Origin of the sequence: Janthinobacterium sp. SUN100, from assembly GCF_030397705.1 — a bacterium.
In the GTDB taxonomy this organism is placed as follows: Bacteria; Pseudomonadota; Gammaproteobacteria; order Burkholderiales; family Burkholderiaceae_D; genus Janthinobacterium; species Janthinobacterium kumbetense.
This window is the reverse complement of sequence record NZ_JAPUBU010000001.1, coordinates 230,934-243,383: the sequence shown is the minus strand read 5'-3', so window position 1 is coordinate 243,383 and position 12,450 is coordinate 230,934. Positions and strand designations below refer to the sequence as shown.

Genomic DNA, 12,450 nt, shown 5'->3' with positions numbered 1-12,450 from the left:
ATGTGCCGCCCAACAAGATCAAAAGGTAAGTTTGTGAATACAATCGACAACAAAAGCGTGCAGACGAAAACATTTCGCTGGAAACGCTGGCAGCGCTGGGCCGTTGGCACAGGCTGCGCCCTGGCCGCCTACAGCGCGGCCGGCTTCTGGCTGGTGCCCTACGTCATCAAGCACCAGCTACCCAAATTTGCCGAGAAAGAACTCGCGCGCCAGGCCAGCATCGCCGACGTGCGCTTCAACCCGTTTACCCTGCGCCTGGAAGCGGACCAGATCGCTTTCAAGGAAGCAGCCGGCGCGGATGGCAAGGACGGCGCACCGCTGCTGTCCATCGGCGCCCTGGCCGTGCAACTGGAATGGAAATCCATCGTGCGCCGCGCCTGGAGCCTGGCGGAAATCCGCATCACGGCGCCGCAAGCCCAGCTGACGATCACGCCGGACGGCAAGTTCAACCTGGCCGAAGTGCTGGCCACCTGGCAACGCAACCATCCGGAAAAAAGCGAAGGCGGCATGCCGCGCCTCGTCATCGCCCACTTTGCGCTGGAACAAGGCAAAGTGGATTGGCACGACCAGAAGGCGGGCTATGCGGACAACTTCACGCCCATCAACTTTACGCTCGACAATATCTCAACCCTGCCCGACGCCAACGGCAGCTACAGCCTCAGCGCCGATGCGGCGCGCGGCGGCAAGCTGCACTGGCGCGGCACGGCCTCGCTCAGCCCGATCCGGGGGGAAGGCGAACTGATATTGAACGACGCTTCCCTGCCCGGCCTGGCCGCCTACCTGAAAGCCTATACGCGCGCCACGGTGACGAGCGGACAATTGTCGGCGCGCCTGCCCTACGCCTTTTCCTATGCGGACGGCAAGCTGGAAGCGACCGTCAAAGGCGCGGGCCTGGCCCTGCACGACCTGGCGCTGGTGCGCGACGGAAAAGGCGAGGCATTTACTTCCCTCAATACTTTGGGCGTCGCCGGCGTGAATGCCGACCTGGCGCGCCAGAGCGTCAGCGTGGATAAAATCAACTTGTACGGCGGCAAGGTGGCCGTGCGCCGCGACAGCAAGGGCGAGATCGACGTGGCGAACCTGATGCTGCCGGGCAATCCCGCGCCTACCGCCACCGTGCCTGCCGCACCAGCCAAGCCTGGCAAATGGAAGGTGGACTTGAAACAGCTGGCGCTGGCCAATGTGGACGTGTCCGCCATCGATGAAACCGTCTCGCCAGCCTTGCAGCTAAGCGCGAAACAATTGCAACTGCAGCTGCAACTGGGCTTGCAACAAGGTCCAGCGGGCATGGCTACCGTGATCGACGGCGCGAGCTTCAGCCTGGCCGACCTCGCCATGCAGCGGGGCGCGCAAACGCCGTTCAAGCTGGCCCAATTGGGCTTTACAGAAGGCAAGATCGACCTGGCGGCGCATGCCGTGCACCTGGGTTCCGTGACGGCCAGCGGCGCGCAGATCGACCTGGCGCGCAACCGCCAGGGCGAATTTGCGATTGCGCAAAAGCTGCCCGTGTTTGCCTCCGGCAAAACCGACCCGGCCAAGGATGCGCCATCCGCGCCGTGGTCCACCAAGGTAGACAAGGTAGAGCTGAGCAAGTTCGGCGCCCGTTTCGACGATGCGGGCACGGGTATCAAGGGCAATCTGCAGGATGCCAGATTGTCCCTGCAGAACGTCAGCAACGACATGCAGCAGGCGCTGCCGTTCGAGCTGGGCGTGGGCCTGCGCGAAGGCGGCTTGCTCACTGCCAACGGCAAGTTCGTGCCGGGCACGGGCGCCGTCGATGCCCAATTGAATTTGAAACAGCTGACCCTTGCCCCCGTGCAACCCTTGCTGGCGCAACATCTGAAACTGAAGCTGGCGGGCGGCTCGCTCTCCGGCAGCGGCCGCCTGACGACGGGCGGCGGCGCGCCAAAGGCGCCGAAAGTACGCTATGTGGGCGGCGTGGACATCGCCGGCCTCGTGCTCAATGAAACGGATGGCAAGCGCTTTGCCTCGTGGAAAAGCGTGCGCGCCGACAAGCTGACGGCCAGCGTGGGCCCCGATTTTGTCGACATCCCCGAATTGCGCGTGGTCGAACCGAACGCCCAGTTGATCATCGAAAACGACCGCAGCCTGAACGCGCAGCGCTTGCTGGTGAAAGCGCCGGAACCGGCCGCGCCAGCGCCCGCGCCGTCGGCCACCGCCACGCCGGCCGCCGACGCCGCCTTCCCCGTGCGCGTGCGCCGCGTGCGCCTGCAGAATGCCAAGCTGGACTTTGCCGACCTGAGCTTGCGGCCCCAGTTCGCCGCGAAGATCTATGAACTCAACGGCGTCGTCACGGGCCTGTCGACGAAACGCGATGCGCGCAGCCAGATCGAACTCGACGGCCGCATCGACGAATTCGGCCTGGCCCGCGTGCGTGGTCAATTAAATCCGTTCGCCCCGACCGACAATACGGACTTGAACGTGGTGTTCAAGAACGTCGACATGGTGTCCGCCTCGCCGTATACGATGAAGTTCGCCGGCTACAAAGTGGCTGAAGGCAAGATTTCGCTGGACTTGCAATACAAGGTGCGCAACCGCCAGCTGGACGGCACCAACCAGATCGTGCTCGACAAGCTGACCCTGGGCGAGCGCATCGACAGCCCGGACGCCTTGAAACTGCCGTTGGAACTGGCGCTGGCCATCCTCAAGGATAGCGACGGGCGCATCGACCTGGGCTTGCCCGTGTCGGGCGACATGAACGACCCGCAATTCAGCTACGGCGCCCTGATCTGGAAAGCCGTGGGCAATGTGCTGACGAAGATCGTCACGGCGCCGTTCCGCGCGCTGGGCAACTTGCTGGGCATCAGCGCCGACAAGCTCGAAGCCATCGATTTCGATGCGGGCAGCGCCGTGCTGCTGCCGCCGGAACGGGAAAAGCTCAAGCAGGTGGCGCAAATCCTCGCCAAGCGCGAACAGCTGAAGCTGGCCGTGCCGGGCCAGTACAGCGACACGGATGCGGCCGCCCTGCGCGCCCAGGCCGTGCGCCGCGCCGTCGCCGCCAAGGCCGGCATCAAGCTGGAAGCGGGCGAGGAACCGGGGCCGTTGAACTTGGGCGAACGCAAGATACGGGGCGCCCTGCGCGACCTGTACGGCGAACGCTTCGGCAAGGCCGAGCTGGACAAGCAGAAAAAGGCGGCGGAATCGGCCGTACCAGCCACAGCGGCGGCAGCCTCCGCCAGCGCCTCCGCTGCGGCGGCGGCCAAAATTCCCGTCTTGCAACGCCTGGGCAAGCTGATCGAGGGAGAGCCGCAAGTGGCCGACACGGGCGCCTTCTACAACGGCTTGCGCGAGCAGCTGGAAGCCAAACAACCCTTGCCTGCCGACGCCTTGAGCAAGCTGGGCGCCCAGCGCAGCGCGGCCATCCTGGCGGCCCTGCAGCAGGACGGCACGCCGGCGGCCAGGGTCAGCGCGGGCGCGCCCGAAAAAACGGATGCCGCGCCGGGCAAGCTGGTGGGACTGAAGCTGGGACTGGCCACGCAATAAGACACGGAGATAATCTGACGCATGAAAAACCTCGACAAGGTAACGCCCTATGCATCGTCTGTTATACAGGGCGACTTGTGCACCATGACAACGCTCGTCGCTGAGACACAGGTATCGGCAAAAGACAGCATTGCATTTGCTGAAAAGACGCTGCTGGCGAACTATGTGTATGCAAAAAATGGCACGTACAAGCTGATTTATACGGTGGTCGGGATTAATGGCAATATCGACAACTACATCGAGGATGACGGCATCTTGCCGACATTGTTCCTGAGTCCGGCTCAGGACAACTATGTGTCCGTCATCCCCTATCATCCTGACAAGGAACTGGAAATCAGCATTCCCATCTTTGACCGTGAAGATGTGGAAATACCGAAGGGCAGCCGTCCATTTACAGGAACCTTCATTGGAACAACGGAAACCTGTTCGATATTTCACGATGTGGATTTCTATGACAGCAAACCCGATAAGATCCTGGCCATCGAATTTATCAATGGAAAACTAAAAAAGAAAAACAATATCAAGATCCCATTGCCCGCAAATAACAGAATCAGCATTGCCAACAAGGCGATTCATTTGCTGGCCAATGAAGACAGCCTGCTGCTGCACCGGGAGCTTGATGAAAAAGGCAATGTGATTCGCCATCGCGAAATCGACTCGGATGGCGTCTATGTTTTGCAGATATTAAGCGCTTCCTTCGATGGGAATTCTTATCTGCTGGCGCAGGAAAAAGACAAGCTCGTTATCCAGAAAATAGATGAGAATGGTGCAAGTACCGTCATTGAATTGGTGGATTTTGCTGACCCATTGTTCAATACATGGCAACCAGTCAACATCGCCGACGACACTTTCATCACCCGCTTCAATAGCGAGTTTGGAAATGGCTGGCTGACCACGAAAAATGATGAGTTATTGGAAATCTTCTATAGCAAAGATGAGCAAGGCTACAGGAACTTGCTGACCAACGAGCTTTTGTCTATACCCCGTGACAACTTGATCATTTCAAGCATCAACAAGACGAGCGATCGTGCTTATGCGGTAGTGCTCTACCCGATGGCAGACGATAACGCGGGCAATGCCGAACTGATCGTCTTGAATCGCCGCTTGCAATAAGGTCGAACGCTTCAATGGCAGCGCATCCGCGGCATGGCCGGTCCATGCCGCGGATGCGTAGCGCTTACTTCCCTTTCCCCGCCTCCTTCACCGCCTCGTCCGGCAAGGCAAACGCCACCAGGCTATCGCCCATCTTCGTGCCCAGCGAACCGTGGCCGCCGGCCATCACCACCACATATTGCTTGCCCGTCTTGTCGGAGACATAACTCATCGGCGTGGCCTGGCCGCCGGCCGGCAGGCGGGCTTTCCATACGGTCTTGCCGTTGCGCACGTCGTAGCCGCGGATGTAGTAGTCGAGCGTACTGCTGAGGAAGGCCACGCCGCCGCCCGTGGTGCTGATGCCGCCCAGGCTGGGCACGCCCAGCGGCAAGGCGATGGGCACGGGGGCGCTGTCGCGCGTGGTGCCGTTCTTGTGCATCCACACTTTTTTCATGGTGCGCAAGTCGACGGCGGCGATATAGCCCCAGGGCGGCGCCTGGCATGGGAAGCCCAGCGGCGACAGGAAGGGCTTGATTTCCACGGCAAACGGCACGCCCGTCTGCGGCTGCAAGCCCATTTCCGTGCCCGTGCCGCCCGGCGCATTGGCTTGCGCGCGCGGCACCAGGCGTTCCAGGAAGCCCATATAGTCGGGGTTGACCAGCAGCAACTGACGCACGGGATCGACGGCCGCCCCGCCCCACTCGAAGATGCCGAGCGGACCGGGCGAAATGATGGCGCCCTTGATCTTGCCTTCTGCCACCGTTTGCGGCGTGAACGGCCCTTCATAGCGGTGCTGGCGGAAGATGATGCGGCACGCCAGCTGGTCGAACGGCGTCGTGCCCCACATATCCGTTTCACTGATGTTTTTCTCGGGCAAGAAAGTGAGGGCAGAGAATGGCTGCGTGGGCGACAGCTTGTCGCCGGGGGCCGCGTTGGCCGTCGGCACGGGTTTTTCCGGCGCCGGCACGACCAGGCTGCCGTCGCGCCGGTCGATCACATAGATATCGCCCCGTTTTGTCGTGGCCACCACGGACGGTACCTTGCCTTTCGGCGTGTCGATGTCGACCAGGGTGGGCTGGCCGCCGATATCCATGTCCCAGATGTCGTGGTGCACGGTCTGGTACACCCAGCGCACCTTGCCCGTCGCCAGGTCCAGCGCGACGATGGCGCTATTGTATTTCTCGCCATGGGGGTTGCGGTTGCCGCCCCACGTGTCGGGCGTTTCGTTGCCCATCGGGATGTACACCATGCCCAGCTTTTCATCCACGCTGGAAACGCCCCAGGAATTCGGCGAATTGTTGGTGTAGGTTTTCCCCTCGGCAATCGGCGCTGTGTCGTCCGGGTTCGAGGCATCCCAGTTCCACATCAGCTTGCCCGTGACGGGATCGTAGCCGCGGATCACGCCAGACGGTTCCTCGGTGGAAAAATTGTCGGTCACGCTGGCGGCCATCACCACCACGTTTTGCGCCACGGCCGGCGGCGACGTCGGCATCAGGAAGCCCCGCTTCTTCATCCCCATGCCGTGGTACAAGCCGATGACGCCATTTTCGCCAAAGCTCTTGCACGCTTCGCCCGTATCGGCATTGACGGCGATCAAGGTCGCATCCATGGTGGGCGCGAAGATGCGGCGCGGGCATTCCATGCCGGCCGCTTCCGGCGCCGGGCTGTCCTTGGCGCGGCCCGCGTTGACGTCCCAGTAGGCGACGCCGCGGCAGATCATGTGCTGGTAGCTGGACGCGTCGCGGTTGATCTTCGGATCGTGGCGCCAGATTTCCTTGCCCGTGTCCGGGTCCAGCGCGATGACGATGTTATGGGGCGTGCACAGGTACAGCATGCCGTTCACTTTCAGCGGCGTGACTTCGTTGGCGATCTCGCCCGGATCCGTCGGCCCCTTGAAGTCGCCCGTGTTGTAGACCCACGCCTGTTTCAGCTGCGCCGCGTTGGCCGGCGTGATCTGCGCGGCCGGCGCATAGCGGTCGCCATAGCCGGAGCGGCCATATGCGGCCCAGTCGTTGGGCGCCACGCCGGGCGCGAAATCGCCTGCGGGCACGGCGGCCATGTTCTCGGCCGGCACTTCGCCATGCAAGGTGTAGTAATCCTGAAACAGCGAGAACACGCCCACGGCGGCCGTCACCACGACGGCCGCCAGCAGCGCGCTCTTGCCAGCGTCGCGCGGCTTTGCTCCCGCGATCAGCGGCGGATCGAGGCGGCGGTCGATGAACGGCAGCAGCAGCCAGACGGCGGCAGCGAACCAGATATCGAGGCGCGGCAGCAATTGCCACCAGTCGAACTTCACTTCGATCACGGACCAGATCAGGGTGCCGAACAGCAGCAGCGCGAGGAAGAGCTGGGCGCTGCGCCGCCTTTTCCACACGAGCGCGCCGGCAACTATCATGCCGATACCCGCCACGACGTAGTACCAGGAACCGCCGAGGCTGACGAGCCAGGCGCCGCCGCCAACGAGCGCCAGGCCCAGCAAGATAAAGATGACTGCGGTGATGACAAGCAAGGGTCCAGGCCGGGCAGAGGCAGTCATGATGCTCCTTTACAAGAGTCAGTCGGCGGCACGCGCCTGCGCACCGTATTTGATGGCAATCAATGAAATTGCATTTTTTCACTAATTGACAAAGCGTGCCACACGCCAGAACTCCCGCCGCGTGCCGTGTGGCTTTTTATACACGACATGCGCGTTCAGCCAGCCTCTGTGATGCGATTTTGATGAAGAACACAAATTAAAATAGATAAACAACAAATTTCTCGAATAAAACAAATTTTTGGCGTAAAATGAAAAAACTCATCCAGGCAAAGTATTTTTCTTGAATTTCACTTCATTGGAGCGGCGCCCATCATGACCATCGCTAAACGGCTGTACGTCTTGATCCTTTCCGTCGTTCTGGGACTGGCCGCCCTGGCGGGCTTCGGCATCTACCAGATGGACCGCGTGTACACGGCGGCCAGCTATGCCACCGTCAACACGGTTCCCAGCCTGCTGACCCTGAACCGGGCGTTCGTGCCGTTCACGCAGATGCGCACGGCCGTCTGGCAGCACATGGCCAGCAAGGACGCCGCCAGGCGCGACAAGCTGGAAGCGGGCATCAACGAGGCACGCGCGGCGGTCGGCAAGGCGCTCGACCAGTATGAAAAGGAAAACATTTCAGACGAGCAAGACAAGGCGCTGCTGGCCACGGACCGTGCCGTGCTGCTGCGCTACGACGCCGTGCGCGACAAGGTGCTGGCGCTGTCGAAGGCGGGCGAACTCGACGCCGCACGCGACATGCTGATGGCAAGCCAGCCCCTGATCAAGGAACTGGTCGACGCCCTCGCCGCCCATCACCGCTACAACGAAACCCTGGCCGCCAAGGGGGCTGCCGACGGCGCCGCGGCCGCGGCCAGCGCGCGCTGGATTTCCAGCGGCCTGACCCTGGCCGTGACGGCCCTGGTGGCCGGCATGGGCCTGCTGCTGGCGCGGCGCATCGCCGCCTCGCTGGCCGATGCCATCGGCGTGGCCCGCACCATCGCAAGCGGCGACCTCAGCGTGCAGGTCAGCGCCGCCTCGCACGACGAGGTGGGCCAGCTGATGACAGCCCTGGCGGAGATGAGCGGCAGCCTGGTGCGCATCGTGGCCGAAGTGCGTGCCGGCACGGACACCATCGGCACGGCGTCAAGCGAGATCGCGGCGGGCAACCTGGACCTGTCGGCGCGCACGGAGCAGCAGGCCGGCTCGCTGGAAGAAACCGCGTCGGCCATGGAAGAATTGACGGCCACCGTGCGGCAAAATGCGGACAACGCCCGCCAGGCCCGGCAAATGGCCGTCAGCGCCTCGGACCAGGCGCAGCGGGGCGGGCAAGTGATGGGCGACGTGATCCGCACCATGCAAGCGATCGACAGCTCGTCCGCCAAGATCGCCGACATCATCGGGGTCATCGACGGCATCGCCTTCCAGACCAATATCCTGGCCCTGAACGCGGCGGTGGAAGCGGCGCGTGCCGGGGAACAGGGACGCGGCTTTGCCGTCGTGGCCACCGAAGTGCGCAACCTGGCGCACCGTTCGGCGGCCGCCGCCAGGGAAATCAAGGCACTCATCGGCGACTCCGTGCAACAGGTGCAACAAGGCGGCAAGCTGGTCCGGCAGGCCGGCGCGACCATGACGGAAGTGGTCGACACGGTGCGCAGCGTCACCGGCATCGTCAGCGAAATCTCGGCCGCCAGCGTGGAGCAAAGCACAGGCATCGAGGAAATCAACCGCGCCATCGCGCAGATGGATGAAGTCACGCAGCAGAATGCGGCCCTGGTCGAGGAAGCGGCGGCGGCATCGCAATCGCTGCAGGAACAGGCGGCCAAGCTGGCCGACGTGGTAGGCACCTTCAAGCTGGCGCAAGGACAAGCCGGCGCGGCGCCCCGCGCGCCTGCCGCCCGGCGGCCCGCACAGCACAAGGCCACGCTCAGGCTGGTCGCCACGCGCCACGCGGGCCAGGCCGGGAACACGGCGCCGGCCGGCGCCGATGCCGGCGACTGGGAAGTATTTTAGGTCCGCCCTCACGCAGGATCACGCGCATCGTCCGCATTGGAGCACCGCCATGAACGCCTTTCTCTCCATCCACCCCTTCCTGCGCTGCGAAGAGCTGTCGCTGATGCGCCCGGCGCTGGCGCTGGCAGGACTGCTGTTGCTGCTGGCTGCCCTGCTCTGGCGCCGCACCCGCTGGCGCCAGTCTGGCCGCGCGCCAGCGGCCGGCGCCAGCACGCCGTCCGACCTGCATCAACTGCTGCAGATGCGCAAAGCTGCCCCGCCGGCCAGGGGGGCTGACAGCGCACCGCCGCCGCAAGCGCCCAGGGCGCCGGGCGCGCCGCCGTTCGAACTGGCCCGCCTGGACGCCATGTTCGGCCACGACCGGCGCCTGCAGGGCGAGATTCTGGCCCTGTTCGTGGCCGAGACGCGCGACCGCCTCGCCGGCATCGCCCATGCGCTGCGCTGCGAGCGGACCGCCCCGGCGCGCGTGCTGGCGCAGGAGATTCTCGACGGCAGCCTGGCCATGGGCCTGCTCCCCTTGCAGGCGCTGGCGCGCCAGGCCGTGCATGCGGGCTTTGCCAACGATATCGGCGCGCTGCGCCGCCTGCATGCGGAACTGCTGATGGCGCTCGACACACTGTCGCAAGCCGTCACGGCCCTGCAAACGGGCGCGGTGCTGGCCGAGGAGCGCAGCGGCGCAGGCAGCCGGCCATGAGCGCGGGCGTCGGCGTGGCGCGCCTGCCCGACCCTGAACCAGCCAGGTTTTTATTGAATTCATCTAATTCGTTAAAATTGATTTTTTGAGCGCGATTGCGTATCATCTCCTTCAACTTCATCCGCGACCAGACAGCCCATCATGCACACTGCAGACGTTTGCACTACCCAAAAGGCCGCCGAAATCCTCGGCATCTCGGTGACATCCGTGCAGCAACTGGTCGAGGCCGGCGTGATCGAAGCCTGGAAGACCAAGGGCGGCCACCGCCGCATTCCCCTCGCGGCTGTCGAAGCCTACAAGGGCAATCCCGGCCAGCCGGGCCAGGAGCAGCGTGCCGCACGCGCCAACCGCCCCGTCCCGTCGGGCCGCCCGCCGTCCATCCTCGTCATCGAAGACAATCCGATCGAACGGGCGCTGTATGAAAAGCAGATCGGTTCCTGGGGCTTGCAGGCGGACTTGCGCTTTTGCGAAAACGGCTACCAGGCGCTGATGGAAATCGCCCGCGACCAGCCCGACATCCTGTTGGCCGACATCATCATGGAAGGCATCGACGGCTACGAGGTGATCCGCACCATCCTGGCCGACCCGCTGCTGGCGGACATGCACATCGCCATGCTGTCGAGCCTGACGCCGGAGGAACTGCAAGAACGGGGCGGCGTGCCGCCCGGCGTGGTGTTCTTTGCCAAACCCGTCAATTACGACGAACTGCGCGGCTATCTGCGCGCCTGCTGCGCCGGCCATGCGCGGCGCAACAGCCTGGCCGCCTAGCCGGCCACCGCCTTCCCCTCGCCACGGAGCCGCCATGCCAGCCTATCGCCACATCGATCCTGCCGTGCTGTTCCAGGCCACCGGCCGCGACCTGGAAATGTTCCGCGCCCTGTCGCAGACCTACCTCGATACGGCGCCGGCCATGTTTGCCCGCGTCGAGCAGGCCGTGCGCGGCGGTGCCGCGCAAGCCATCGTGCACAGCTGCCATACCTTGCGCGGCACCGTCGTCCTGCTGGGCGCCAGCGCCCTGGCGGCGCGCCTGGCGGAATTCGAGCAGCTGGTGCGCCACCAGGGCGTGCCGGCAACGGGCTGGCTAGCTGAAACGGCGGCGCTGGTCGGCGCCGTGGAGCAGGAGGTACGCCGCAGCATGCTCGACTACACGGGCGCTCAGGCATGAACGCGCGCCAGGCCGCCCTGCGCCTGGTGCACCGCTATCGGCCGCGCACCACGGCGGCCTTCGTGGGTCTGGTGCTGGTGGGCCTGCTGGCGCTGCGCATCGTCGTCTCCGGCGTGCTGCTGCACCGCGAAGCCGTCGATGACTGGAAGCAGGACTTGTCCAAGCTGTCGCTGCTGCTGGCGGAAAACACGGCGCAGAGCATGACGGCGGCCAGGCTGGTGCTCGACGGCGTCAGCCGCGACATCGATGCCGCCGCCCCGGCGGATGCGCAAGCGCTGGCCGCCGCCGTCGGCACCCCGGCCATGCAGCAGATGCTGCGACACAAGATCGGCGGCGTGCCGCAGGTGGACGGGGTATCCATCGTCGGCGGCGATGCCAGCGTGCTGGCCTTCAGCCGCGCCTTTCCCGCGCCGTCCATCCGCCTCGACGAGCGCGATTACTTCGAGTATCACCGGCGCCACCCGGACGGCGGCATGCATGTCAGCGCGCCCGTGCAAAACAAGGGCGATGGCGCCTGGACCTTCTATATCAGCCGGCGCATCAGCGGCACGGACGGCCGCTTCCTGGGCGTGGTGCTGGTGGGCCTGTCGTGCGACTTCTTCAGCACATTCTTCCAAAACACCAGCATCGGCGAACACACGGCCTTTTCCCTGTACCGCAGCGACTACACGCTGCTGGCCCGCTGGCCGGCCGTACCCGCCATGATGGGCAAGCGCAACCTGACGGGCAGCACCTACCGCCTGCTGGAACAGGGCAAGACCGATGGCGTGCTGCAGGTGGACTCGCCGCGCGTCGCCGACCAGGGGCGCGCGGTGGACCGCCTGGCCGCCATACGGCTGGTGCGCGACTATCCGCTGGCCATCAACGTGACCGTGACGGACGACGTCTACCTGGCGGGCTGGCGGCGCATGCTGCTCACCATGGGCGGCGCGGCCGTCGTCAGCCTGCTCGTGCTGGCCGCGGCCGTCGCGCTGATCCTGGCCCTGCTGCGGCGCCAGGAGCGCGACGCGGACATGGTGCTGGCGCTGCAGGAGCGCGCGGCACCAGCGGATGCCGCCAAGCCGCCGGCACAAGCGCCGGGCGCGCGCATCCTGCTGGTCGAGGATACGGCGCTGAACCGCCAGCTGGTGTGCCTGCAGCTGGGCACCTGCGGCTACGCCATCGACACGGCGGAGAACGGCGCGCTGGGCCTGCAAGCGCTGGCCGAACAGCAGTATGACCTGGTCCTGATGGATTGCATGATGCCCGTCATGGACGGCTACCAGGCGTGCCAGGCCCTGCGCGCCCGCGAAGCGGCCAGCGGCGCACGGCGCCTGCCCGTCATCGCCCTCACGGCCGGCGTCACCGACGACGACCGGCAGCGCTGCGCGGCGGCCGGCATGGACGATTACCTGTCCAAGCCCTTCACGGCCGCCCAGCTGCGCGCCATGGTGGAACGCTGGCTGGCGCACTAGCCTGGCGGCAAAT

8 protein-coding genes are annotated in these 12,450 nt (G+C 64.6%); 7 read left to right on the top strand and 1 reads right to left on the bottom strand.

Features of this window, described 5'->3' with window-relative positions; translation table 11 throughout:
- Nucleotides 1-33 precede the first annotated feature (33 nt).
- Nucleotides 34-3,504, top strand: coding sequence for a DUF748 domain-containing protein (locus tag O0881_RS00885; protein WP_289909661.1), 3,471 nt, complete (start codon nucleotides 34-36; stop codon nucleotides 3,502-3,504).
- A 21-nt stretch (nucleotides 3,505-3,525) separates the two neighbouring features.
- Nucleotides 3,526-4,617, top strand: a complete 1,092-nt coding sequence (locus tag O0881_RS00880) for a hypothetical protein (RefSeq protein ID WP_289909659.1) — start codon at nucleotides 3,526-3,528, stop codon at nucleotides 4,615-4,617.
- A gap of 64 nt (nucleotides 4,618-4,681) precedes the next feature.
- On the opposite strand, the gene O0881_RS00875 is transcribed toward O0881_RS00880, so the two are convergent.
- Entirely contained in the window at nucleotides 4,682-7,132 is a 2,451-nt protein-coding gene (locus tag O0881_RS00875) for a membrane-bound PQQ-dependent dehydrogenase, glucose/quinate/shikimate family (RefSeq protein ID WP_289909658.1), read from the bottom strand.
- A 312-nt stretch (nucleotides 7,133-7,444) separates the two neighbouring features.
- On the opposite strand from O0881_RS00875, the gene O0881_RS00870 reads away from it, so the two are divergent.
- The 5 genes from O0881_RS00870 to O0881_RS00850 all read left to right on the top strand — a co-directional run bounded on the left by O0881_RS00870 (nucleotide 7,445) and on the right by O0881_RS00850 (nucleotide 12,437).
- Nucleotides 7,445-9,124 carry a methyl-accepting chemotaxis protein gene (locus O0881_RS00870; protein ID WP_289909656.1) on the top strand — a complete coding sequence of 560 codons (1,680 nt, stop codon included), beginning with the start codon at nucleotides 7,445-7,447 and terminating at the stop codon, nucleotides 9,122-9,124.
- A 49-nt stretch (nucleotides 9,125-9,173) separates the two neighbouring features.
- On the top strand, nucleotides 9,174-9,818 hold the full coding sequence (locus O0881_RS00865; protein ID WP_289909655.1) for a hypothetical protein: 645 nt from the start codon (nucleotides 9,174-9,176) through the stop codon (nucleotides 9,816-9,818).
- 141 nt (nucleotides 9,819-9,959) lie between these two features.
- Nucleotides 9,960-10,586, top strand: coding sequence for a response regulator (locus O0881_RS00860; RefSeq protein WP_289905209.1), 627 nt, complete (start codon nucleotides 9,960-9,962; stop codon nucleotides 10,584-10,586).
- Nucleotides 10,587-10,620: 34 nt separating this feature from the next.
- The gene (locus tag O0881_RS00855; protein ID WP_289905210.1) at nucleotides 10,621-10,983 is read left to right on the top strand and encodes an Hpt domain-containing protein; all 363 of its coding nucleotides are present in this window, start codon (nucleotides 10,621-10,623) and stop codon (nucleotides 10,981-10,983) included.
- Nucleotides 10,980-12,437: a response regulator gene (locus tag O0881_RS00850; RefSeq protein WP_289909654.1), complete on the top strand. Its 1,458-nt coding sequence runs from the start codon at nucleotides 10,980-10,982 to the stop codon at nucleotides 12,435-12,437. Before O0881_RS00855 ends, O0881_RS00850 begins: the two co-directional genes overlap by 4 nt.
- The last annotated feature ends 13 nt before the right edge of the window (nucleotides 12,438-12,450 follow it).